The organism is Sphingobacterium micropteri (assembly GCF_014692515.1).
GTDB lineage: Bacteria > Bacteroidota > Bacteroidia > Sphingobacteriales > Sphingobacteriaceae > Sphingobacterium > Sphingobacterium micropteri.
Genome location: NZ_JACOIK010000016.1, coordinates 38,020 through 63,569, shown reverse-complemented (window position 1 = coordinate 63,569; position 25,550 = coordinate 38,020). Strand labels below are relative to the sequence as shown.

Genomic DNA, 25,550 nt, shown 5'->3' with positions numbered 1-25,550 from the left:
AAGTCTAAAAAAAGACATACTTTTGTAACATTAATGCAATATTGACGTGAAAAGACTATTATTATCCTTATTACTTATACCGATTACACTTTTTGGACAAGATACCTTTACCATTAAAGGAAAGATTAGCTCTCAATACGCTAATCCGCTTGCTTTGATCAGTGTTAAATTAGAGGCAAGTGGTAAATCCACCCAAACGAATGACAATGGTGTTTTTGAATTTAAGAATGTCAAAGCCGGAACGTATGTCGTCAGCATTAGTGGCGTAGGATTTAAAAGCACTAAATCAACGATCAATGTCGACGATAATTTAGACCTTACTTTCATACTCCAAGAGAGTTCACAAGCCATACAGGATGTCAACATTATAGGTAAAAGCAAGGCGATGCAGCTCAGCGAACAAGCCATAAACATCAATGCGTTGGATGTAAGCAAAGTGGTAGACCTTTCTCTTGGTGCGGAAGAAGTACTGAGAGCTTCGACAGGAGTTGTAGTCCGGCAAAGTGGAGGCTTGGGTAGCGAACCAAACATTAATTTAAATGGGCTAACAGGTGAAGCTGTACGCATCTACTACGATGGTATCCCCATGGAAGTATATGGCAATGCCCTCCAGTTGAATACTGTTCCCGTTGATGCACTACAACGCATAGACGTGTATAAAGGTGTCATGCCCATTGACGTCGGAACAGACGCATTGGGCGGCGGAATCAATCTGATCCCCGTCGAACCGACCGAATCACAACTACGGGCATCGTATTCTGTAGGATCCTTTAATACCCACCGCCTTACCTTAAACGGCAACAAAAACTGGAACAATAAAACATCGCTCTCTATTTCATCTTTCTACAATTATTCTGACAATGATTATACCATGCGAAACATTCGCAATAATGTCGAGCGTTTTGATGAAAATGGTGATTTTTTAAACATAGAAAGAGAGTATATCGACGCCAGACGCTTTCATGATCAGCATGCTTCCTCATTTGTCGAAGCAGCATTAAGCCTAAAAAATAGAGGATGGGCCGATCGGTTGGTACTTTCTTTTTCGCATTCCTATCGATTTGACGAAATCCAACAAGGAAAATTTATTGACGGTATAGCCGTGGGCGAAGCAGAAAGTAAAGTAAACGGCCTTACCCAACGCGTAGACTACCGTAAGAAATTTATGGATGACAAACTGAGCTTGCGATACTTTGGGATATTGTCAAACGCCTTTTCGAAAGTTAACGACAGTACAAAATTTGTCTACAATTGGACCGGTGCACCGTTTAAACGTTACAACGATACTGGTTCTGAAATTTTTTCTTCTCCAACGGCCAGAGGTGCACACGATTTGGGTACTTCGCATCGCCTTATCGTCAATTATCAAATGAGTCCAAATACCGCGGTTAAGTTTTCAGATTTTTTTAGCTATACACGTATAAAAGGAGAAGACCCTTTCGGTATACGACTTTCCATAGACGGACAGCAACTGGATCCCAACACTATTCCTTCCAAAATAAGTAGAAATATCGTTGGAGTGGAATTAGAGCAACTTTTTTTTGAGAAGAAACTTACCGCTATTGGGTTCTATAAAAACTATAAATATGCCGGAGAATCTATTGATCTGCGAACATCATCAGCGACCATACTTCCTATTCGGAAAATTAATGATACGCAAAATGGCTATGGTGCAGCATTAAAGTACAGCATTTTGCCATCATTATTTGTTAGGGGTAGTGTGGAAAAGGCCGTGCGGATACCCACCGAACCCGAAATTTTTGGCGATTTTTTGGTCATCCTACCTAATTATGAGTTAAAACCCGAAACGAGTGACAATATCAATGCAGGTATTTCATTTAGTGACCATTTGGGTGAAGAAGCTTATCTATCCATTAAGATTGATGGATTCTTACGCAATCAAAAGAACCTGATCAGAATAGAGCGGGTAGGGATTGAAAACGCGAGATATATCAATCAGGCTGAAGTAGATGGAAAAGGCGTGGAATTCTCGTCTAGATTAACGATTTTAAAAAGTTTAGATATTTCGGCGAACCTCACTTACCAGAGCAATAAGATAGCGAAAGTAGGCAAAGCTGCTGATAATGCCTCGATCGGCCGACAGGTTCCCAATATTCCAAATTTTTATTATAACCTAGGTGTTGACTATAAAATCGAAGATATCTTTAGATCGCAAAACAGTCTACGGTTATTCTGGACCTACTTCTATACCGATAGATTCAGCATCAACGAAGTAGGTAATTTGGATACGGCAAGTCCCGAATATATTGTTCCCGTTCAACATCTGCACAATGCAGGGGCGACCTATTCCTTGGTAAACCGCGGATTGAGCTTCTCATTCAATGTCCAAAATGCGCTGAATGCGGAAATATTTGACAACTTCAGGATTCCTCGTCCAGGATTTAACTGTGCTTTTAAAATAAACTATACTCTTTCTAAAAAATAAACAAAAATGAATGCAATAAACAAAAAATCAAAATGGACCAAATTGAATTTAGTTGCCGTGGCTCTAGTGGTAACCTGCACTGTGGCCTGCGACAAAGATAACGACACGGATAACGGAACTACCGAAATCAAAACTTCGGGGTTCGTCATCAATGGTCTGACCAGCAGTGAGACAGCGACCGTGAAATATGTTGCCGAACTTCCCGCAGATGGTGGAACGATCAATATAGCCGACGGACAAGATTTCGTCCGGTTTTGGGCAACCTCAGTTTATGATCATGCCTTGTATATCCAAAGTCCGGATGGTACGGCTGGCTTTTCCAAAATGGTGGTCAATGCAGACGGCCGGATTGTTGAAGAGGGGATTATTCCTACCATCAATAATACCTCGGCACAACTCATGATTAAAGATTCAGAAACAGGGGTTTTTCAGGACCGTGCAGTCCAAGGGAAAATTTCTGTATTCAACCCAAAGACGATGCAAGTCACTCGGACAATTGATTTGACTGAAGGTCCTGTTCCTGGTAACATCGTACACCGTTATCAAAGTTTTTACTTTAGAGGCAATGATATTTTTGCCGTTATACGGGGTCTTACTGGAGAAGATTTCAATACGATCGTCGTGCATCAGGGAGATATCAATACGGGTAAGTACATCGGCTGGACAGAACGTATTGGTGATGGTTCAAGCCCCATTGATTACTATGAACCTTTTGGACAACAGTCGATAGATGACCAAGGAAACCTTTACATCGTTGATGCGGGAAATATCGGAGGGACAGGTCTACCGGCACGTGTCAGTAAAATCGCGGCCGGCAGCAATAGTATCGACGCCGACTACAAGTTTGAACCGGCAAAAATATTGAACGCGCAAAATGTATTCTTACCTTGCATCTACAAATTTGCAACTATCGGTAATGGAAAGGCTGTGTGTGTAGTGAACAGCGAGACACCACAGGAGGCTATCGCTATAGTACAGGCTGCGGGAGGTATACAAAACCTAACAAGAGAACAGATCAACGAAATCTTTTATATTCTTGCCACAGCTGCTTCCGCACAATGGTGTATCTTAGATCTAAATGCACAGACGGTTACCCCAATCGGTGGGATCCCTAAAGTTGGGATCTTTGTTAACGGAACGACATTTACACACAACGGCAACATCTATCTTCCCGCTGTAACGACACAGGAAACGGCCTACTACAGATTAAATGTGTCTTCGGGAACTGCTGTAAAGGCCTTTAACATCACCGGTGCTACCTTAAACGGCATGTACAATATTGCTAATAATAACTAAAGAGAATTTCTACTCCAATTCTATTGCAGAACGCAATACAAAATTGTAAACATATTTTAGACGTCTTCAAATAAGCACAAAATCGGGCAAAAGCCCGATTTTGCTTCTTAATGTCATATACTATACACCAACGACACTGATCAACGGATGTAAAGGCTCCGGTAAGCCAATTTATCTGTTATCAAATACTGCGGCATTATTTCGATGATGAACGACAATTCATAAATACCATCATCGAAAATAAAAAGATAAATTAGGAAACAAATAAATGATCAGTCCCAGATAGATGCTATACGAAACAGTTCTAGATTTTTCACTTCAATATTATTTCCCCAGAAATTCAATCCTTCCGGACCATTGGTAGGAAACTTTCGTTCGAACGAATAAGAATATGCTCCTCCGTCGATAAAGACCTCAACATTGGTCTTATCAATATAAATATCTGCCGAAATCTCCATGCTGGTCATATCATCCGGCGAATAGAAGACACCATTCACCTTGTTACCATTTAGGTCATAATCTAGTATATGCTGGCCAAAGAAACTAATTCCTGCACTGGTAGCATGGGAAAGCACTAAAGTAGTCCTAATACGCAAACAATCTTCACTGTTCCATACGACCAGTAGTTCGTTGGCTTTTTCGGATGTCAGGTTTGTCCATTGTTGCAAAGGTGTAAACAGTTGCTCTATTTCCTCTGTCGGCTCGCTAAATAATCGAAGGCCATCCCTGGTCGTACGTAAAGTTAATTCTGTAGGAAGCAGCATCATACCGTTAAAGGGCATACCGGGATGTTTAACACGCCCCCAGCCAATCTGTACACGTCGGTTATCAGACATATTGGTAAAGGTCTGCGCAGCGTATATCGAGCCAGTAGTGAATTGATACTTTCCTCGCTCGGGTATGAACTGCTTACCATTGAAATTACCGATCATATACGTCCCCGACGCACCATACATTACCCATTTGGTATTTGTAGCGTCTCCGTCAATAGGCAATTCAAATAGTTCTGGGCATTCCCAAAAACCGGTAACATGACTCTCATAGTGCCACTCCTTCAGGTTTTTGGACGTATATATGGAATGTCCATCACGTTCATTCAACACCATGACCCAATGGTCTGAAGGACTATACCAAAATACTTTTGGATCTCTAGTATCAACACTGTTCCACGTATCCTTTGAGTCAATCACAGGATTTCCTTCATACTTTCTAAACGTTCTGCCGTTATCAAGGCTGTATGCTATACACTGGGTTTGTCGGTCTGGCGCTGCTGCTGTATACGCGATAACCATAGCGGGCTTGTCTTGCTGATTATATCCTGCCGTATTCTCGTAATCAACGACGGCAGATCCAGAGTACATTGTGCCCAGCTCATCTGGAAAGAGAGCCACCGGTAGTTCCTCCCAATGGACAAGGTCTTTGCTAACAGCGTGCCCCCAGTGCATGTTTTCCCACTCCCGCTCGTAGGGATTATGTTGATAATAAAGATGATATTCCCCATCGTGATAAACCAGTCCATTTGGATCGTTAATCCAACCTCGTTTCGTGGTAAAGTGAAACTGAGGACGCTTAGATTCTTTATATAAGCTATCTTGTCCGGCAATCGAATCATCTTGATAAATCTGAGACAACGCTTGTTGACTTCCTTCATAACGGATTGTCAAGACTTTACCTTGCAGATCTGAGACATCTTTAAACACCCAATAGTCTGGATCACTTGGCGCCAAACGTATGACGACAGCGAGATCAGGAATATCATTCGCCATAAAGACCATTTGAGCACGGTCTTGCGCATGGGAAATGGGGAAATTAAGATACTTTTTGTTTATTTTAATCTGGATCTCTCCCGCTAAAGAAGACAAGCTTGATACTATCAATAGTATGGCAGAAAACACACTTAACAGGGTCGTTGTCATGTTTTAAAAATTTTTAGTTTTGTTTAAAGTTACTAAAAAAGGAAAAAAGTTTGTTACTATCTTTTTTGATAGAATGAACTACTAACAATACCATTAAGCTATGAGTAAAAAGCAAAAATTTACACAAAAAAAGCGGCTAAAACGAACGAGATTCTTACTTTTCCTTGTATAAATAAGCGAATTATAAAACTTAAATGATAGGTTTTAAATCAAAAAAAGTTACAATTACACAGAAATTGACAGGAGAGATTAAATTTAAAAATAGATGCGAAAGATATCACTTTTCATTGCAACAAGTTTAGATGGCTATATTGCTGGACCCAATGACGACCTTAGTTTCTTAAAAAGCGTTGAAAAAGAAGGAGAAGACTATGGTTATACGAAATTTACAGATACGATTGATACATTAATTATTGGGCGAAGAACCTATGATTATGTGCTTGGGGAAATCGGCTTGTCTCATTACGACAATGGACATCGAGATGTTTATGTCATAACAAGAACCGAAAAACCAAGTGTAGGAAGAACGACATTTTATACGGGAGATTTGTCCGAATTAGTTAAACAGCTAAAGTCCGAGAACGGAAAGAATATTTATTGTGATGGCGGTGCGGAAGTAATAAATGATCTATTGAAACACGACTTAATAGACGAGTTTATAATTTCGGTTGTACCGGTTTTGTTGGGTGATGGAACGAGACTTTTCAAGGACGGCAGACCTGAACAAACGCTTGAATTCATAACAGCAAAAACATTTGAAACAGGATTGACACAACTGCATTACAAACGAAAAAAATAAACAACCAACCGTCACCAGTTTGTATTACAATTGATATATGTCGGATATCTTTTTTTAAAATCATCGTTAATCTCTAGTTTTATTCCGTTTCTCTGTGACTATGCATGATAGTTTTTTGAAATAATTCCTTAAATTGTCTGCTTTATGAACCTGATGCATGACGTTGTCGGTTAAATTGAGGATTATGTGGACATTTGCGATTAAACAGAAAATGACGGCGGCGATATTATTATTCACCGTAATCGGTCTGGTAATGCTGACCAATATGCGTGAACAACGGATCGCCACGCGGATAAGTACAGCGGTTACCTCCATTTACGAAGATCGGCTTGTCGTCGCACAATATATCCTACAATTGTCAAAGCAAATGGAGGGCATCATCACCATCTTGGAAAAGGAAGATGAAAAGATCAGTGCCCGGATAAACGATCACCTAACCGATGTAACCGCATTAAATGAATTATACGAAAAAACGATTCTTACGGACATAGAAAGAACTAATTTTGAAGTTTTCAAACAGCTGTGTCAAACCATATCCCGAAATAACAAAATTGGCGATTATTCGTCGGCTCTATTAGCCGCACGTGATGCCGGAGACACATTGCAAACTCTTTCCTCCATACAAGTAGAGGAAGGAAAAAACCAATTAGACGATGTACTCCATATGACTTCTTTCTCCAACATACTCTCGTATTTGGAGTTAGCTATTCTCATCGTCATTGCTGTGATCATCCAAGCACTCGTGTTTGCTTCAAAGACAATGATGAGTGTCAGAAAGCCTAAAAATGAAAATCTGAACTAGCTAAAACCGACGGTATAAGCAAAATCAAAAGTATTGAACCTCTCCATATAACGACCGTTATATTTTCTTCAACAATGGCATACCAAAACCTGGTGTCGATGGTGGGATTAATTTACCTTTTCGGATTGTGTACCCGGAAAGATCCACGTCATCAGATGAGCTCGTTACCCCTTCGATGGTAACCGTATTGCCTAATCCACCAGCCAAATGCGCCGTATAGTTGGTTTTGAGAAGTGATCCCCAAGCGTGCGGTGACGCCTGTGCACCTAACTTTTGGAGCTCGGGCATCAATCTTCGCCAATTGGTGAATCCAAGTCCTTCAATGTCTGTTAGGTGAACATCCAGTAGTTTTTGCTGAATCAGCTCCTTTAAAAATTGTTGATCAGGATCTGCCTCACCGTCCGCCAACAATGTTTCTATCCCCTCCTCTCGTATATAATGACGTAGCTTCTGGTAGTCCGCAACGGTCTCGTGAAAAGGTTCTTCTATCCAAAACAGTTTCGTTCCAGATATACCCTTAAGATATGCAATAAACTGATCAGCTGAAAATCCATTATTGCCGTCTACTAGGATTTCACAGTCAGGAAAAGCTTCATTCACCGCCTTGGTAACTTCGATATCCCGTCGTAAGCCTTCCTCAAAAGGCATCCATTTATGACCACGGCCGATTTTCAACTTGAACTGTCTGTATCCTACACCATAGTCATAGCGACATTCTTCCAATATACGATCGATCCCGGCCGGTTTGTCGGCGGGCTCTAGATCATCAAAATAGATCATGCCGCTATAGTAATCTGTAATAAGCGGCTTTTCTTTTCCGAGTAGCGCATATACAGGCTTTTGTAAAATGATTCCTGCGAGATCATGAAGAGCCATATCGAAGGGAATATATCTTTCCTGTAACGTACCGATATGGGTTGCAAATACCTCCGATACCTTTTTGCCAATAAGTTCGTTTACTATCTTTTCAGCATCGCGTTTTGATCCACGTAACGAGGCCCATCCCATAGCACCTTTGTCTGTTATTATGCAACATATTTCTACAGTTGGTCCGTAACCATGGAGGTCGAGACGAGCATTTTTCCCAACTAATCGCGGATAATTCAGCTTTACTGTTGAAAACTTGATCTCCTGAATTCGATGGTAGGCCAACTCCTTGTCTGCCGACGTCCTATCTATCAGTGAAGTTAAATCCATTCCATGACTTTTGCCATTGAACAGCATAGCTGATGCGACACCTACTTGGAGCGCTTGTAAAAATGTTCTTCTTTTCATACTGGGTTTATTTTACATTAAAGGTACAATTAAAATGGATACGTCTTACAATAACACGGTGTCAATTTATCTACGTTTTGTCTCAATTTCCAGTTTTTGTGCTTGTCCGTTCTAGATTGTTGAACCTCTTGCTGAAACTTTGTAATGCCAATACAACAGCGCTATAAAAACCTATAATGATAGCCACGATCTGAAAATTATCAAACTGTAATAAGCATCAGTTTTTTTAAGTAGATTTGTTATTCAGGCTAATGCTTAACTTAATAAATGTAAATCGCCAACATTCCTTTTGTGTTTGTTGACTATGGATTTGGCGAAGCAAAAAAATACGACTTAAAATTTAGTTCATTTAAAGAATTAACACATTATTTTGATCCGACTTTTTAAGAAAATATTTTCTTGCCATAAGGCAACTTAAGTTTACATCAGCCTTTTTACATTTGTTGGATTCCAAATTTATGGAAGCCCCCCATTTAATAAAATTTGCTATGAAACTTACCGCAAAAGCTACTCTACAAATCCAAAAACAGATACACGAAGTTTTTGAAGCTATAGTAAATCCTGAGAAAATGACGAAGTATTTTATTTCTGAAAGCACAGGCCGTATGGAAACAGGTAAGGAACTTTTATGGGAGTTTGGAGATTTCCCAGGTAAATTTCCGGTGAAAGTTACAGAAGTACAACCTAACAAATTCATTGAATTTGTGTGGGATGAGGAAACCGTCGTGCGTATTACATTGGAAGAACAACCTGACAAAAGCACGGTCGTAAAAGTTACCGAAGGTGAGAAACAACTAAACGAGAAAAATATCAAATGGCTTACCGACAACACATTTGGTTGGGGAAACTTCCTCGACTGTATGAAAGCTTATCTGGAATATGGGATTCAACTTCGTAAAGGCGCTTTTGACTACGCTCTTTGATTCTCGTTAAACATGCCGTTTCTATTGGTTTTTGTACGCATACCAACGTTGCAAAAGTTCTTTTTAACGCTACGTAATCTACTATATGCAAGTGTTGAAGTCTAGACGTGTGGGTATTTATTTATTCCTAGATAGGAAAGATCTACTCCCAAGCATATTTAGATGGTGCCACACCTATATATTGTTTAAAATCTTTAAAAAAATGGTTATAGTCATAATATCCCGAAATCAAAGCCAAATCAAATAAATTCTCCGATTTACTTTTTTCGTACTGACCATAAGTATAGATAAACCGTTGCAATGAAATATACTTTTTGGGGGAAATCCCAATGTATTTTACAAAGTTCCTATGCAACCATTTTGAATTAACCTTTTTACCTAATTTGTGAAGAACGTCTGACACGGTAATATTACCTTTTTTTGCTTCGATATATTCGACAGCAGTGCTTAATATATGGGGAAAGCAATCATCCGTTTTAAACGACGAAAAAACATCATCTAAAAAGGAAATTCTTTCGGACAATATTTTCTTTTCATACATCTTGTCAAAGATCTGCATCCAGTTTTCATCTAAGATATCTGCCAAATTACGAATGGGCCTAGCATGAAAAGCAGATGGGTCAACCTTAAATATGGAATAAAAAGACGATGGTTTAAAACGCAAAACTAAAATATATTCGAGACCCGACGGCACTTCCCAATATGTATTTTTGATTACGCCACAACAGACCCAGGCAGCGTTGAATTTTGTTGCTTCTCCTTTTTCATTTAAGCGAACGGCATCTGATTTTCGCGGCATGAAAATAAGTGACGGAAGCCCGTCATTAAATAACGGCTGATTGGACCTTAAATCTTTACAGGGAAAAACATACGCTCCCACGATATGCTCGGTTTTCAGTTGCTGATATACGACATCGTTCTGTCTTCTCATCGGATTCGATGCAGAAGACACGGAAAATTTAATATTTCGCAGAAAATTTATGGGCATATCAATATGCAATATACGAAATAAAACGTATTTAGTCGCTTATAAGTGTCCGATTTTTACTTTTACACCGTTTAGTATATAGGTAGTTTTGTTTGCATTGAATTAAGGTAAACATTACTATGCTTAAAACGTTAAAAATATTTTTTCAATCCCCATCCGGTGCAGGAATTTTACTCTTCATTTATGTTCTAATTTCTTTAGGAATTTCAAATTCATTTCTTGGGACATCTTTTGATAGGCTTTTAAATTATCCACTCGGATACGAGACACCCAACATCCATTTAAAATATTCGGTTGCTCTTTGGATAAACGATGGACTTATGACAATATTTTTCCTATTGGTAGGTCTTGAGATTAAAAGAGAAGTGTTAGATGGCGGGCTTTCCACTCTACGCCTAGCATCGTTACCCATACTATGTGCTTTCGGCGGAGCGATTGTTCCGGCACTTATTTATATGATTATAAATCAGGGTACAGACACAGGCAGGGGTTGGGGTATTCCTATGGCTACCGACATTGCCTTTGCACTTGCCATCCTTGCTATGTTGGGAAAAAAAGCTCCATTATCATTGAAGATTTTTCTATCTGCATTAGCAATCGTAGATGACTTGATTGCTATTTTGGTGATTGCCCTCTTCTATTCCACGGAGTTACACATTATATATCTTGTTTATGCAGGTGTACTACTGCTTATACTTTATGTCTTTAATAAAATAGGCATTCGCCATCTCTCCTTTTATCTTATACCCGGTCTGTTTATTTGGTACTTTATCCATCACTCAGGCATACATGCTACAATAGCTGGCGTACTAACAGCAATGATGATTCCTGCAAAAACCAAAGAGCGGGATAGCTCGCCTTTATTAAGATTAGAACATGCGTTGATAAATCCTATAAACTTTGTGATTATACCTCTATTTGCACTTGCAAATACCAATATCCGTTTTGAGACGTCTATGTTGGACGGATTATTTTCTCCTTTGGGAATTGGGATTATTTTGGGTCTTTGTGTGGGTAAACCACTAGGAATATTTTTAATGTCTAAGCTAGCTATAAAACTCCATATTGCACAACTTCCTGCAGAAGCTAATTGGATGCACATCATCGGAGTAGGTTCATTAGCTGGGGTTGGTTTTACGATGGCTATTTTTATTTCTCTGCTGTCATTTACAGATAACCTGCTTATAGAAGAAGCAAAATTCTCCATCTTAATAGCTTCTTTAATTTCGGGAATAATCGGTTATACTTTATTAAACAGGTCAAAAGTAAATTTAAAAGAACAACAATATGTATTGTAAAACGAAGGAAGAAATAGAATTGATGGCACAAAGCGGGATGTTGGTTAGTACAACATTGGCTTCTCTTGCCGCAATTATAAAGTCAGGAATTACCACGTTGGAATTAGACAAACATGCAAATGAATTTATCCGTGATCACGGAGCAATACCATCATTTCATAATCACGGTGGTTATCCTTTCCATATTTGTATATCGGTCAATAATGCTGTTGTACATGGTTTACCTAGTAAAAAACCGATCGCCGATGGAGATATTGTGTCTTTGGATGTTGGTGCCTATAAAAATGGCTTTCATGGAGACCAAGCCTACTCGTTTATTGTTGGTGAAGTTCCGGATGAAGTATTAAAACTTGTAGCAGTTACCAAAACGTCACTCACAAAAGGCATCGAGAAAGCGGTACATGGCAATAGAGTTGGAGACATTAGCTTTGCAATCCAATAGCATATTGAACCACATGGATATGGCATTGTCAAAGATTTAGTCGGTCACGGATTGGGAAGAAATCTACATGAAGAACCAGACGTACCTAACTTTGGACGAAAAGGAAAAGGAAAATTGTTAAAAGAAAACGTAGTGATTGCCATTGAGCCTATGATTAATTTAGGAACGGAAAAGGTTTTTACAGGAGATGACAAATGGACAATCTACACGATAGACAGCAAACCATCTGTTCATTTCGAACAGATGGTTTGTATAAAGAAAGGTTCACCCTTGTTACTGACGGATTTTGGAGTAATAGAAAGAGCAGAAAAGTCTAACACAAATCTTAACTCATCGTACTATCGATTGGAATAATACTGAGGGTTGACTGAGCCTTCAAGAATCGAACCCATCCCAACCCTTCTGTTCTCATCCCAGTTAACAAAAAAAGCCCAATCTTTCGATTGAGCTTTTGTTTGTGATCCCGCTGGGATTCGAACCCAGGACCCATACATTAAAAGTGTATTGCTCTACCAGCTGAGCTACGGAATCTTACTTCGTTTTTCTAAAGCATAGCTTCGTTGTTTGAAGTGATGCAAAAGTAGGAATTTCGATTTAAAATGCAAACATTCTTCATCTCTTTTTTTCAGAAAAACAAAAACCCATTCATAGTGAGGGGGATAAATTTAATACGTCGCTATACACATAACGGATCTCATCGCGTAAATTGTAGCGCGAGGCCATCACCTCACCATAGGCACCGGCTGTCCGGATAGCAATCAAGTCTCCCCGCTCTGATTTCGGCAATGGCACTTCTTTACCAAAACAATCAGAGCTTTCGCAGATCGGTCCTACAACATCATATGGGATAACCGCATCTTCACCGGCTTCTATACGTTCTATTTTGTGATATGCCTGATATAAAGCCGGTCTCATCAGTTCCGTCATACCGGCATCGACCACTAAAAAGTGTTTTTTTACACCACTTTTGGTATATAAAACTTTGGTAATAAGTGATCCAGATTGTGCTACTAATGCTCGTCCCAATTCAAAATGAACTTCTTGGTGTGCATTTCGTTCCAAAAACCGATCAAATATATCAAAGTATGTCTCAAAATCAGGAATCGGATTCTCGTCTGGATGCTGATAATCTACCCCTAAACCACCACCAACATTCAATACTTTGATTTGTGTTCCCCGCTCTTCAAACCAGTTTTTCCACTCATTTACTTTAACACATAGACTCTTAAAGACATTCATATCGGTAATCTGAGAGCCAACGTGGAAGTGTAATCCCACGAGTTCCACATATTGCGCCTCGCGGATAACGGAAGCCGCTTGCTCCAATTCAGAAGTCGGAACTCCAAACTTATTCTCATCAAGACCTGTGGTGATATAATGATGTGTGTTCGCATCAACATTTGGATTAATCCGCAATGACACCTTGGCAATAACACAGAGCTTACCCGCCAGCTCGTTGATGACTTCCATCTCTTGAATCGATTCGACATTAAAAGCAAAGATATCATGCTGCAACGACAAGATAATTTCTTTATCCGATTTACCTACACCCGCAAATGTAATTTTATCCGCAGCAAATCCCAGATCAATTGCTTTTTGTACTTCGTTTCCACTTACACAATCGGCTCCGAATCCCTTGGATTGAATCACAGATAGTACCCGGTCGTTAAAGTTAGCTTTCAATGCATAATGCACATGAAACCCCCGTTTATCTGCCGCACGTTTCGCTTGCTCTAATGTTTCGTCCAATAAATTAAGGTCGTAGTAGTAGAATGGCGTTTCTAATTCTTTGATTCTTTCTAGCTGACTATTATTAAACAACATATAATCTTTTGTCTTTGTAATGATTGGCAATTGCCCCTATTTCTATTCCACGGACGACTGCAAATATCGTCCTTGTAATAACCCGTTATGTCTTAAAACAATCTGTTATGTAAGGAACGCAGTGCTTCCGTTTTATGACTAGCATCCAACAGAATAGAAACGTTATAATCCGATCCTCCATAAGAAATCATACGCAAAGGAAGATGCTTAATCGCATCCAATACCTTAGCGGCGTAACCATGTGTATTAGCACTAAAATCCCCTACAACACAAACAATAGTCTGATCATGATCTACGTGTACAGAACCAAAATCTTCTACTTCTTTGATAATATCTTCCAGATTTCGGGTATCGTCCACCGTTAATGAAACAGCAACCTCCGATGTTGTAATCATATCGATAGGTGTTTTATAACGTTCAAATATCTCAAATATCTTGCGCAAGAAACCATAAGCCAGTAACATACGGGAAGAATGGATATGAATAGCCGTAATTCCATCTTTTGCAGCAATAGCTCTAATTTGTCCATTAGTCCCCCCCTCTTTGCTTATCAAAGTACCAGCTGCCTGTGGATCCATTGTATTCAACAAACGCACAGGTACATTGTACCGCTGCGCAGGGAAAACGCTCTGTGGGTGTAAGATCTTCGCTCCAAAATAAGCTAACTCCGCCGCCTCATCAAAACTCAGATGTGCGATTGGTTGCGTTCCTTTTACGACACGCGGATCGTTATTGTGCATACCATCAATATCCGTCCATATTTGGACTTCATCTGCCTGGATAGCAGCACCAATAAGAGACGCTGTATAATCTGACCCGCCACGACGCAAATTGTCGATTTCACCAAACGAATTACGGCAAATATAACCTTGTGTAATAAACAAGGTATTATCGGGATAGTTTGCCAACAAAGCAGCAAGTTTCTCTCCGATATGGGGCACCATAGGTTCATTGTCCTCATCTATTTTCATAAAATCCAACGCCGGTAACAATACCGATGGGACACCGATTTCTTCTAAATGAAAATGGAACAAGGTGGTAGACAACAGCTCGCCCTGTGCCAAAGTGATTTTTTCCTCGATAGGTGTAAACATCTCATTACCCAAAGAGGCAATGTAATTAAAGTGATAATCAATCAGGTTCTTTCCTTTTTCAAGCCCTTGCTCCGTAGCAAAAAGTTCCTTTATTAATTCCTCGTACTTAGTCTTATGTTGCGCGATTAAATCCAACGCCTCTTCTGTCTTTCCTGCTAAAAAGGCATGACCTATTTCTACCAATGCATTTGTTGTACCAGCTACTGCCGACAATACAACAATCTGGCGATCCGTAGGGTTTACAATATCCAACAACCCTTTAATACGTTGGGCACTCCCCACCGATGTGCCACCAAATTTTAGAATTTTCATCTTTTATAATTATAGTATCTATTGCGATCTCTCTAAAAACCTATAAATGTACCTATTTTACACAAAAAAGCGGCACAAATGCTTTCCATTGCTTTTGTGCCGCATATATTATTTATGCGGAAGAATTACTTCTTCAGGGCGTCTATAAGCAGCGTTGCCAATTCGATCCCGATTCGCTCCTGTGCTTCATTTGTTGCCGCTCCGATATGGGGCGTCAAAGAAATCCTCGGATGACTCAAAATCTCTTGTCTAGGCGTTGGTTCATTGTCAAACACATCTAAGGCAGCAAAAGATACTTTACCCGAATCAAGTGCGTCAACTAACTCTAGCTCATCTATTACGCCACCACGAGCCGCATTTACCAATCCTACACCGTCTTTCAATAATGCAAACTCTTCTTTTCCTATAGCAGGTTTATCTAAGAAAGGAACATGGAGAGTAATGAAATCAGATTGCTTTAACACATCTTCGAAAGTCACTTGTTTTACCGGCAAATCGACTTGAACTCCACCGGAAAACGTCACCGATAAAGATGTCGGTCCGTCAAATAGATCTGTGTAGATAACGTCCATTCCCAATCCGAGTGCTACCTTAGCTGTTTCACGGCCAATTCTTCCAAATCCAACGACGCCTAATGTTTTTCCTCTCAACTCCACACCTTTTGCATAAGCTTTTTTAAGTCCTGCGAAGTTCGTGTTTCCTTCTATCGGCATCTTGCGGTTGGCGTCATACAAAAAGCGTACACCGTTTAAGAGGTGTGCAAATACAAGCTCCCCTACAGATAGGGATGATGCTGCTGGCGTGTTGATAACAGCGATACCTTTCGAGCGTGCATAATCGACATCGATATTATCCATCCCAACTCCACCACGACCAATAGCTTTAATATTCGGGCACACATCAAGCAATGCCTGACGAACTTTAGTGGCACTACGTACCGTAATGGCATCATAAGCCTGCAATTTTTCTGCAAGTTCTTCTTGCGGAATATGATTAGTATCTACTTCAAATCCGGCATCTTCCAACAGCTTCTTACCCGCTGCATCAATACCGTCGTTTGCTAATATCTTCATCTAAATAAATTATTTATTACTCAATTCTTCAAATTCTTTCATCACATCTACCAAAGCATTGATGGAACTAATTCCCAATGCATTGTAAATCGATGCTCTGAAACCGCCTACTGAACGGTGTCCTTTAATGCCCACCATTCCACGTTCTTGCGCGAGTTTCAAGAAAGCAGCTTCCTGTTCTGGAGTATCCATAACAAATGTCACATTCATTCGAGAACGATCTTCTTCATTGGCTGTTCCCCTGAAAAACGGATTCCGTTCAATCTCATCGTATAACGTACGTGCTTTGATGATATTCTCCTGTTCAATAACCGATATACCACCTTTTTCCTTTAACCATCGTAAGTTCAACATCGATACATAAATAGAGAAGACCGGAGGTGTATTGTAAAGTGAACCCGCTTTTGCATGTGCTTCATAATCCAATATTGTCGGTATCGTGCGCCCTGCTTTTCCTAAAATATCATTCTTTACAATAACCAATGTAACACCCGCTGGCCCCATATTTTTTTGTGCTCCAGCATATATCAAATCATAGTCAGCAACATTGATTACACGACTCAATATATCCGATGACATATCAACCACCGTCGGCAAATTGACATTAGGTTTTTCAAATACCTCGGTACCGTATATGGTGTTATTTGATGTGTAATGGAAATAAGCGGCGTCCGAAGGTACCGAAAACTCTTTAGGAATATACGTATAATTTTTATCGGATGAAGAAGCCACAATCTCTACCTGCCCTACCTTAGATGCTTCTTTTGCAGCCTTTGTTGCCCAAACACCTGTATCCAAATATGCCGCTTTCCCCCCTTCGGGCAAAAGATTCAACGGAACCATAGCAAACTGCTGACTAGCTCCTCCTTGTAAAAACAAAACGGAATAGTCAGATGGAACATCCATAAGTTCGCGTACCAAAGCCTCTGCTTCTTGAATCACTTGCTCAAATTCTTTGGAACGGTGCGATATTTCAAGAATGGAAAGCCCAGTGTTATTGAAATCAATTACAGCTTGCGAAGCTTCTTGAAATACTTCCTTTGGAAGTATGCATGGTCCTGCCCCAAAATTGTGTTTCATCATGAATTTATTTTATGTGAATAAATGAATCGCAAAAATAGCACATTTTTTAATTTTCTTCATATTTCCGAAACTTTTATTGAGAAATAAATAAACATTTCTTTTGTTTTATAAAAAAATGACATACAACAAACGAATTAACGGAGATGCTTTATTTCTTACATGATTTTAGTAACGTATGCCTTCACCAATATTTTAGACGCGTAAACGCGCGGTGATTATTAAAAAAAATCGTAACTTCGCTGCGATGTGTGCATCTTTTTTTAGAGGCACATTTAGTTTTATTGAAACCACCTTTAATATGGCTGAAGAAACAGAAAACGAAAACAATCTAGTACCTGCAAACGACAGGATCATTCCAATCAATATCGAGGATCAAATGAAGTCTGCCTACATAGATTATTCTATGTCGGTCATCGTTTCTCGTGCCTTACCTGACGCAAGAGACGGTTTGAAACCTGTACACAGACGTGTACTATATGGGATGTTAGACCTAGGTGTAACGAGTGGCAAACCTTACAAAAAATCTGCTCGTATCGTTGGAGATGTGTTGGGTAAATATCACCCACACGGCGACTCTTCAGTATATGATGCCATGGTTCGACTGGCACAAGATTGGAGCATGCGTTACCCGCTGGTAGATGGACAAGGTAACTATGGATCTATTGACGGCGATCCTCCTGCGGCCATGCGTTATACAGAAGCGCGTCTGAAGAAACTATCGGAGGAGATGCTTTCTGACATCAATAAAGACACCGTAGACTTCCAACTGAACTTTGACGATTCCCTACAAGAACCTACGGTATTACCTACCCGTATTCCAAATCTTTTGGTAAATGGAGCCTCCGGGATTGCAGTGGGTATGGCCACAAATATGGCACCGCATAACCTAACCGAAGTGGTGAATGGTACCGTTGCTTATATCGATAATCGCGACATCGAAGTCGCAGAATTGATGCAACATATCAAAGGGCCAGATTTTCCAACAGGTGGTATAATATATGGCTATAACGGTGTAAAGGATGCGTGTGAAACCGGTAGAGGCCGTATCGTCATGCGTGCCAAAGCCGAAATCGAAACGCTAAAAAACGGACGCGAGTGCATTATCGTAACCGAAATACCTTATCAGGTTAATAAAGCGAATATGATTGAGCGGACAGCGGAGCTCGTCAATGAGAAAAAAATTGAGGGCATCGCTACCATTCGGGATGAATCCGATAGAGAAGGCTTCCGAATTGTATATGAAATCAAACGGGAAGCCAACGCAAATGTTGTATTAAACAACTTATATAAATATACGGCTTTACAAACCTCGTTTTCGGTAAACAACATCGCCTTAGTAAAAGGACGTCCGATGCTGCTGAACTTGAAAGACATGATCCACGAATTTGTGGAGCATAGACATGAGGTCGTCATTCGACGTACCAAATTTGAATTAGCAGAGGCGGAAAAACGAGCACATATATTAGAAGGATATCTCATTGCGCTTGACCATCTTGATGAAGTCATTAAACTTATCCGTAACTCTGATACACCAGAAGACGCACGTGTAGGCTTGATGAGTAGATTTGGTTTAACCGACATTCAAGCACGTGCAATCTTGGATATGACGCTTCGCCGTTTGACTGGACTAGAGCGTGATAAAATCAAAGAGGAATATGCAGAGCTCATGAAAACAATTGATTATTTGAAATCCGTACTTGCGGATGAAGACCTACGTATGGAAATAATCAAGAAAGAGCTTCTAGAGATAAAAGAGAAATATGGTGACGAGCGACGTTCTGTTATTGTTCACTCTGCGGAAGATATGCGTATGGAAGACTTCATCGATGATGAAGAGATTGTGATCACTATTTCGCATAATTCCTACGTAAAACGTACACCTTTAACGGAATATCGCCGTCAGGGACGCGGTGGTAAAGGCTCCATCGGCTCTACAACACGAGACGAGGATTTTACAGAGCACATTATCACGGCCTCCGCACACAATTATCTGTTATTGTTCACCGATCAAGGACGTTGTTTCTGGCTACGTGCTTTTGAAATTCCGGAGGGAAGTCGTACTTCCCGTGGGCGGGCGTTGCAGAATATCATCAACGTACCGAAAGAAGAAAAGATCCGGGCTTTTATCAAAGTAACCAATCTTAAGGATCAAGAGTATCTTGAAAATAATTTCATTATCATGTGTACGAAAAAAGGTACAATAAAGAAAACGTCTTTAGAGGCGTATTCAAGACCTCGTGCAAATGGTATAAACGCAATAAACATCAACGAAGGCGATGAATTGCTTGAAGCTTGTTTAACAACAGGAAATAGCGAAATCGTCATGGCGCTGCGCTCGGGACGTGCTATACGTTTCAACGAGTCTACCGTACGACCGATGGGGAGAACAGCTACAGGAGTAAGAGGAATTACATTGGCTAGTGACGTGGACGAAGTAGTTGGCATGATTGCTGTAGATAATTCGGACACAACAGTACTTGTTGTTTCTGAAAAAGGTTATGGCAAACGTACTGATATTGAAGATTACCGCGTAACCAACCGTGGAGGTAAGGGGGTAAAAACGATCAATGTTACGGATAAAACCGGAGAATTAGTTGCCATTAAAGGGGTAACCGATGAAGATGACTTGATGATCATCAACAAATCTGGCATTGTTATCCGTATAGGTGTTGATACTCTTCGTGTAATGGGACGGGCAACGCAAGGCGTACGTCTGATCACATTGAAAGATACCGATGCCATAGCCTCGATTACCAAAGTAGAACGTGAGGAAGAGGAAGAGTTGGAAAACGGTGATGAAAACATGGATGAAAATGGCGTATCAAATGACACAACAGATGCGGAAGAAAACGAAGAATAAATTAGGATTATGCTTGCCCGCCATCGTTTCGGGCCTGCTGTTATTGGGATCCGTGCAGACTTTCGCACAATCCAACTATAAAGAAAGTAGCAATAGTTTTGCGCGCTATACACAATCCGGTGATTTAAAGAATCTGGAGAGTGCAAAAAAATTCATTGACGAAACGTACAAAAACCGTCGCGATTCAAATAGTGCACGCGTGAATGTCCTCCGCGCTATGATATATAGCGCTATGGCATATGCAGATTCTACGCGTAGCATAAAAAATCCGAGTGATCCGATTGATATTACCTATGAATCGGTAAACAAAATAAGAAAGCGCGATTGGGAAAATTATTCTTCTGAATTTAATTACATCAAGCAAAATCTAGCTGCATCGCATATTTACAAAGCAAAAAAAGCGCTGGAGAAAGAAGACTATGCTGGCGCCTACGAGAGTTATCTAAAAGTGAGAGATCTCAACATTCAAAATTATGATGTAACGTATAATCTTGCTCTTTTGGCAGCACAAACCGAACAATACGCCGCAGCAACAGCTTACTACAATAATTTATTAAAAAGAGGCGATGCACCTGTTGAATATTATTTGGAGCTTGCAGAAGTACATAAAAGAAACGGCGATAGTCAAGCCGTATTGAACATATTACACGATGCCCGCACGAAGTTTCCAGAAAATAAACAGGTGTTGATGAACTTGGTTCAACTCTTTGCACAGCGAAACGAATATAAGGCAATCGCTCCTATTATCGACGAGGCTGTAGCCCACGAACCAGAAAATATTGATCTAAATTATTTGGCAGGGTATGCAAACGAATCCGTAGGAAATATCGAAATTGCAAAAAGATACTATGGGAAGATATTGCAGCTTGAACCAAATAACTATGAAGCAAATCTCGCTTTAGGACTCATTTTTCTTAACAATTTCCTGCAGGATAGTGATAATGTAGAAGCGCAGTATCAGGCACAAAATTTATTGTTAAAAGCAAACGAAATTCGTCCTTATGATGTTAATGCATTAAAGTCTCTTTCTTTATATTATGAAAGATCAGGAGATCTCGCGCAATTAGATCGCGTAAAATTGTTATTGAATCAACTATCAAATAATTAGATATGAATTTTAAAAAAGCAATATTATTTTCGCTATTAGTGGTGGCAGGAACTACTGCTTTCGCTCAAAGTGGCAATTTGAGAAAAGCCAAAGCAGGATTGCAGAAATTTCAAGAGTTTAAGGGGAGCGATATCGCTTCGGAGCAATTAGCCCAACTCGGTAAAAAAGATTTGGAAAGTGCTAAAGAAGCTATTGATGCCGCAATTACACATGACAAAACGAAAGAAGATCCCGAAACTTGGACGATTTATGCGTTGGTATATGCGAATCTGGCTACCGCTGAAAAATCTGCAGAAGCAGCAAAAACAGCAGAAGAAGGTATTCAGAAAGCAACAGAATTGGATACTGATGGGAAGAACAAAGAAAATATTACTGCTGCAGGCCAAATTCTAGGCGAGTATAATTTTGACCAAGGTGCCGATGCATTTAACAGTCAAGATTTTAAAACAGCTTATACCTCTTTCGAACGAGCATTGCATTATCGTCCGGGAGATACAACTTTACTATTTTATTCTGGATTGGCAGCTAGCAATACAAAAGACCATGTAAACGCGATTGAAAAATTCACGCAATTGGTTCCAGAAAAGGAATATTCAAACCATAAGGCTGTCATGACAGAATTGTCAAGACTATACCTCTTGACAGCCGATACGGCTAACGCTTTGGCGTATTCTGATAAGGCAGCTGCGGAATATCCAGAAGACAACGATCTTGCCCTTCAAAATATCGAGATGAACCTTATAACCGGTAACGAGGAAAAAATAATCAAGGATATCGAAAATCAAATCGCAAAAGATGCGAGCAACAAAACATTGCATTACTATTTGGGCGCCGCATATTCAGCGTCCAATAATACTGAAAAGGCTGTTGAGGCGTATAAAAAAGCTGTGGAACTCGATCCCGATTATTTAGAAGCTAATAAAAATCTTTCGGCAACAATTATCAACCAGGTGGGAAATCAATTAAATGCGCTTAATGAGAATAACACGTTATCCAACAGTGATTATAAAGCAAAAGTAGACGAACTTAAAGAGCAGATTAAAGAAGCTTTACCTTATTTGGAAAAGGTAATTTCCCTGGATCCAAACGATATTGACGCATTGCGAAGCTTAAGAGGCTATTATAGTTTCCTAGAAGACGAAGAGAAATCAGCCGAAACACAAGCTAAGATTGATGCACTACAGTAAAAATATATTGTCTCATACACAGCATAAAAAAAGAGCGTTTAAAACGCTCTTTTTTTATGTTGCTTAATTAATTCTTTATTAGGCTTATCTCCCGGAGTAAGTGTTTGTCCACAACCTCATCTGCTGAACGATCCATACGCTGCCAAGTCATATATGAGTTTACATAGATACCGTTAGAAAGAATGGGTTCCGTAGATTTTAGGTAAAGCACATCACCTTCGAAATCTATTTTCCGATGTTGCATTTGGTCTCTCCAATTTGGAAATAACGAGCTTTCAATGCAATAGGTGACGACCGCATTTCGATTATCCACTTTGTATTTTCCACAAAAGGCAATATACCCCTGCAGGGAAGACACCATCTCTTCCTGTGTGGCCATCATCTTGTCATTACTCTTATAAAGCAGTCGTTCATCTTTGGAAACTTGCACGGCCATATAACCATCGGGTGAGTACATGAGTATTCCATAGGGATTCTTTCCCATAGGAAAGAGTGAATCATCTCCTTCTATGGGAACTTCAATATAGGATAAAAGTCTCCAAGTTCCTACTAATTCGTTTTTTATTGATGTCATAATAAATGCTGTAGCACTGTTTTGTAATATAGTAACGTATTTCTTCCCAACTTAGTTTCCGGGAAGGTTATGTATGATAAAATTTTGACATTTTTTTTGGTACTTTTCCATTATTAAATTTGTCTTTGATGGCGAAGGAAGACAAAATAGATTTATTTAGGGTTTAAGCATTAAAAGAAGAGCTATGATTTTATCGGAGATTGATATCGTGGATGATATAAGCAAAGAGGTGTTTCTAGAAAAATACTTCAAGCCTCAAAAACCTGTTCTTATTAAAGAATTTGCTAAAAAATGGGAGGCATATGATAAATGGAATTTAGATTATATATACGAGCAGGCAGGCGAGCAAATTGTCGGACTATATGATAACAAGCCCGCCGACCCTAATAAAGCAACAGATGAACCCGTCACGCATATGAAAATGCGTGACTACATCCATCTTATCAAAAAGCAACCTTCTGATCTGCGGATTTTCTTCTATATCATTACGGATAAGTTGCCGGGGTTGCTTCAGAACTTTTCTTATCCGGATTTAGGCTTTAAATATTTTAAACGCATACCGACTTTGTTTTTTGGCGGCAGTGAGGCACGTGTGCTGATGCACTATGATGTCGATCTGGGCGATTTATTGCATTTTCAATTCGAGGGTCGAAAAAGAGTATTATTATTTCCGCCCGAAGAAGCTGCTTTTCTATATAAAGTTCCTCTTTCTGTTCATACTGTTTATAATGTAGATTACGAACATCCTGACTATACACAGTTTCCGGCATTACGTTATGCAAAGGGGTATGAGATTTTTATGGAGCACGGCGATGCACTCTTTATGCCGAGTGGCTACTGGCATTTCAATCGCTATCTAGAGGCTGGCTTCTCCGTTACCCTACGTTCTTTCCCTAGTTCACCAACAAGGCTTTTGAGTATGCTGAACGAGGTGTTTTTCATCCGGTATACCGACAAAATCATGCGAAAACTCTTCAAGCAAAAATGGGTGAATTATAAACAACGAAAAGCTTTTGAGCAAAGTCAGAAAGCATTAGACAAGTATTTGAAAAATTAAAATTTTATCATTATCTTTGCACACTCGTAAAAGTACGAGTATTAATTAAATTAAAACAAATTTATTAAACACAATGCAACAGTACGAATCTGTCATTATTCTTACCCCGTTGCTTTCAGAGGATGTAGCGAAAGAAGTTATCGCTAAATTCAAAAACATCCTTACTGAGGGCGGAGCCGAAATTGTCGCTGAAGACAATTGGGGTTTGAAAAAATTAGCGTATCCAATCCAGAAGAAAACTACTGGATTCTATCACCTAACTGAATTCAAGGCTCCGGGTGAATTAATTAAAAAACTAGAGCTTGAGTATAAGCGTGATGAGCGTGTGATGCGTTTCTTAACTATTGCTTTAGACAAACATGCAATAGCTTACAATGAGAAAAAACGTAGCGGTGCATTCAACAAAAAAGCGGAAACTAAAACGGAGGAGGTAGCAAACTAATGGCAAACGAAAACATCCAATACGTAACTGCCCCTAAAGTAGAGGACAACCGTAAAAAATACTGCCGTTTCAAAAAGAACGGTATTAAGTATATCGACTATAAAGACGCAAACTTCTTATTGAAATTTGTAAACGATCAAGGTAAAATTTTACCTCGTCGTCTAACGGGTACATCATTGAAATTCCAACGTAAAGTAGCTCAAGCCGTTAAACGCGCGCGTATTATCGGACTATTACCTTACGTAGCTGATTCATTAAAATAAGGAGGAAACGACATGGAAGTTATATTAAAACAAGATATTAAACACCTTGGCGAGAAAGACGACATCGTAAACGTAAAACCAGGTTACGGTCGCAACTACTTAATTCCTCAAGGATTTGCCATTCTAGCAACACCGTCTGCTAAGAAGGTATTGGCTGAGAACACTAAGCAAGCTCAGTTCAAACAAGAAAAAATAAAGAAAGACGCAGCAGAATTAGCGAGCAAATTGGAAAGTATAAAACTTACCATTGGCGCTAAAGCTGGTGAGAGTGGAAAAATCTTTGGTAAAGTAAACAGCATCCAAATTGCGGAAGCGTTGAAAACACAAGGATATGAAGTTGATCGTCGTCGCATCACTTTCGAAACGGAGCCTAAAACAATCGGCGAATACGTCGCTAACTTAAACTTACACAAAGAAGTTAAAGTTCAGATTCCATTTGAAGTAGTAGCGGAATAATAAGATTAAATTCTTATAAAAGAAAAAGGAGA

The 25,550-nt window shown here is 39.6% G+C and carries 21 protein-coding genes, 1 tRNA gene and 1 pseudogene; 14 read left to right on the top strand and 9 right to left on the bottom strand.

Annotated features, from left to right (window positions below; all coding sequences use genetic code 11):
• The first annotated feature begins 46 nt into the window (after window positions 1–46).
• Both H8B06_RS18885 and H8B06_RS18880 read left to right on the top strand, forming a co-directional pair.
• Window positions 47–2,446 carry a TonB-dependent receptor gene (locus H8B06_RS18885; protein WP_190995757.1) on the top strand — a complete coding sequence of 800 codons (2,400 nt, stop codon included), beginning with the start codon at window positions 47–49 and terminating at the stop codon, window positions 2,444–2,446.
• A 6-nt stretch (window positions 2,447–2,452) separates the two neighbouring features.
• A complete protein-coding gene (locus H8B06_RS18880) occupies window positions 2,453–3,742 on the top strand; it encodes an ACT domain-containing protein (RefSeq protein ID WP_190995756.1) in 1,290 nt (429 codons plus the stop codon).
• A gap of 272 nt (window positions 3,743–4,014) precedes the next feature.
• Here H8B06_RS18880 and H8B06_RS18875 read toward each other — a convergent pair whose 3' ends face one another.
• Window positions 4,015–5,658 (bottom strand): glycoside hydrolase family 32 protein, encoded by a 1,644-nt coding sequence (locus H8B06_RS18875; protein WP_190995755.1) that lies wholly within the window; start codon window positions 5,656–5,658, stop codon window positions 4,015–4,017.
• A gap of 265 nt (window positions 5,659–5,923) precedes the next feature.
• Here H8B06_RS18875 and H8B06_RS18870 point away from each other — a divergent pair, with 265 nt between their 5' ends.
• Together H8B06_RS18870 and H8B06_RS18865 are read left to right on the top strand one after the other, a co-directional pair.
• Entirely contained in the window at window positions 5,924–6,457 is a 534-nt protein-coding gene (locus tag H8B06_RS18870; RefSeq protein WP_190995754.1) for a dihydrofolate reductase family protein, read from the top strand.
• Window positions 6,458–6,641: 184 nt separating this feature from the next.
• A complete protein-coding gene (locus H8B06_RS18865; RefSeq protein ID WP_190995753.1) occupies window positions 6,642–7,259 on the top strand; it encodes an MCP four helix bundle domain-containing protein in 618 nt (205 codons plus the stop codon).
• Between the two features lie 57 nt (window positions 7,260–7,316).
• On the opposite strand, the gene H8B06_RS18860 is transcribed toward H8B06_RS18865, so the two are convergent.
• Window positions 7,317–8,534, bottom strand: a complete 1,218-nt coding sequence (locus H8B06_RS18860) for an enolase C-terminal domain-like protein (RefSeq protein ID WP_190995752.1) — start codon at window positions 8,532–8,534, stop codon at window positions 7,317–7,319.
• Between the two features lie 488 nt (window positions 8,535–9,022).
• Between H8B06_RS18860 and H8B06_RS18855 the strand changes: the two genes are divergently transcribed.
• The gene (locus H8B06_RS18855; RefSeq protein WP_190995751.1) at window positions 9,023–9,457 is read left to right on the top strand and encodes an SRPBCC domain-containing protein; all 435 of its coding nucleotides are present in this window, start codon (window positions 9,023–9,025) and stop codon (window positions 9,455–9,457) included.
• A gap of 142 nt (window positions 9,458–9,599) precedes the next feature.
• Here the strand turns inward: H8B06_RS18855 and H8B06_RS18850 are convergent, their stop codons facing one another.
• Window positions 9,600–10,388 (bottom strand): helix-turn-helix domain-containing protein, encoded by a 789-nt coding sequence (locus tag H8B06_RS18850; protein WP_190995750.1) that lies wholly within the window; start codon window positions 10,386–10,388, stop codon window positions 9,600–9,602.
• A 176-nt stretch (window positions 10,389–10,564) separates the two neighbouring features.
• On the opposite strand from H8B06_RS18850, the gene nhaA reads away from it, so the two are divergent.
• Together nhaA and map are read left to right on the top strand one after the other, a co-directional pair.
• On the top strand, window positions 10,565–11,743 hold the full coding sequence (gene nhaA, locus H8B06_RS18845) for a Na+/H+ antiporter NhaA (protein ID WP_190995749.1): 1,179 nt from the start codon (window positions 10,565–10,567) through the stop codon (window positions 11,741–11,743).
• Window positions 11,733–12,539 (top strand): annotated as a pseudogene (map, locus tag H8B06_RS18840) (type I methionyl aminopeptidase). Before nhaA ends, map begins: the two are co-directional and overlap by 11 nt.
• Window positions 12,540–12,643: 104 nt before the next feature.
• Here map and H8B06_RS18835 read toward each other — a convergent pair.
• From H8B06_RS18835 to serC, 5 genes are all read right to left on the bottom strand, one after another.
• Window positions 12,644–12,716: transfer RNA gene (locus H8B06_RS18835), tRNA-Lys, on the bottom strand.
• Window positions 12,717–12,830: 114 nt separating this feature from the next.
• Window positions 12,831–14,006, bottom strand: coding sequence for a diaminopimelate decarboxylase (gene lysA, locus H8B06_RS18830; protein WP_394370034.1), 1,176 nt, complete (start codon window positions 14,004–14,006; stop codon window positions 12,831–12,833).
• 95 nt (window positions 14,007–14,101) lie between these two features.
• Window positions 14,102–15,415: an aspartate kinase gene (locus H8B06_RS18825; protein WP_190995747.1), complete on the bottom strand. Its 1,314-nt coding sequence runs from the start codon at window positions 15,413–15,415 to the stop codon at window positions 14,102–14,104.
• 125 nt (window positions 15,416–15,540) lie between these two features.
• Complete coding sequence (locus tag H8B06_RS18820; RefSeq protein WP_190995746.1) at window positions 15,541–16,488, bottom strand: D-2-hydroxyacid dehydrogenase; 948 nt, start codon at window positions 16,486–16,488, stop codon at window positions 15,541–15,543.
• Between the two features lie 9 nt (window positions 16,489–16,497).
• Window positions 16,498–17,568, bottom strand: coding sequence for a 3-phosphoserine/phosphohydroxythreonine transaminase (serC, locus tag H8B06_RS18815; protein ID WP_190995824.1), 1,071 nt, complete (start codon window positions 17,566–17,568; stop codon window positions 16,498–16,500).
• Between the two features lie 301 nt (window positions 17,569–17,869).
• Between serC and gyrA the strand changes: the two genes are divergently transcribed.
• Genes gyrA through H8B06_RS18800 form a run of 3 tightly spaced genes read left to right on the top strand, consistent with a single transcriptional unit; the run spans window position 17,870 to window position 22,726 of the window.
• Complete coding sequence (gyrA, locus tag H8B06_RS18810) at window positions 17,870–20,431, top strand: DNA gyrase subunit A (protein ID WP_190995745.1); 2,562 nt, start codon at window positions 17,870–17,872, stop codon at window positions 20,429–20,431.
• Window positions 20,385–21,539, top strand: a complete 1,155-nt coding sequence (locus H8B06_RS18805) for a tetratricopeptide repeat protein (protein ID WP_223857780.1) — start codon at window positions 20,385–20,387, stop codon at window positions 21,537–21,539. The genes gyrA and H8B06_RS18805 overlap by 47 nt, the downstream gene beginning before the upstream one ends.
• A 2-nt stretch (window positions 21,540–21,541) precedes the next feature.
• Window positions 21,542–22,726, top strand: a complete 1,185-nt coding sequence (locus tag H8B06_RS18800) for a tetratricopeptide repeat protein (protein WP_190995744.1) — start codon at window positions 21,542–21,544, stop codon at window positions 22,724–22,726.
• A gap of 67 nt (window positions 22,727–22,793) precedes the next feature.
• Here H8B06_RS18800 and H8B06_RS18795 read toward each other — a convergent pair whose 3' ends face one another.
• Window positions 22,794–23,300 (bottom strand): lipocalin-like domain-containing protein, encoded by a 507-nt coding sequence (locus H8B06_RS18795; RefSeq protein WP_190995743.1) that lies wholly within the window; start codon window positions 23,298–23,300, stop codon window positions 22,794–22,796.
• A gap of 184 nt (window positions 23,301–23,484) precedes the next feature.
• On the opposite strand from H8B06_RS18795, the gene H8B06_RS18790 reads away from it, so the two are divergent.
• The 4 genes from H8B06_RS18790 to rplI all read left to right on the top strand — a co-directional run bounded on the left by H8B06_RS18790 (window position 23,485) and on the right by rplI (window position 25,518).
• Window positions 23,485–24,357, top strand: coding sequence for a cupin-like domain-containing protein (locus H8B06_RS18790; protein ID WP_190995742.1), 873 nt, complete (start codon window positions 23,485–23,487; stop codon window positions 24,355–24,357).
• A 73-nt stretch (window positions 24,358–24,430) separates the two neighbouring features.
• The gene (rpsF, locus tag H8B06_RS18785; protein ID WP_130139619.1) at window positions 24,431–24,799 is read left to right on the top strand and encodes a 30S ribosomal protein S6; all 369 of its coding nucleotides are present in this window, start codon (window positions 24,431–24,433) and stop codon (window positions 24,797–24,799) included.
• Window positions 24,799–25,062 (top strand): 30S ribosomal protein S18, encoded by a 264-nt coding sequence (rpsR, locus tag H8B06_RS18780; protein ID WP_105716646.1) that lies wholly within the window; start codon window positions 24,799–24,801, stop codon window positions 25,060–25,062. Before rpsF ends, rpsR begins: the two co-directional genes overlap by 1 nt.
• A 12-nt stretch (window positions 25,063–25,074) precedes the next feature.
• The gene (gene rplI, locus H8B06_RS18775; RefSeq protein ID WP_190995741.1) at window positions 25,075–25,518 is read left to right on the top strand and encodes a 50S ribosomal protein L9; all 444 of its coding nucleotides are present in this window, start codon (window positions 25,075–25,077) and stop codon (window positions 25,516–25,518) included.
• Window positions 25,519–25,550: the final 32 nt, after the last annotated feature.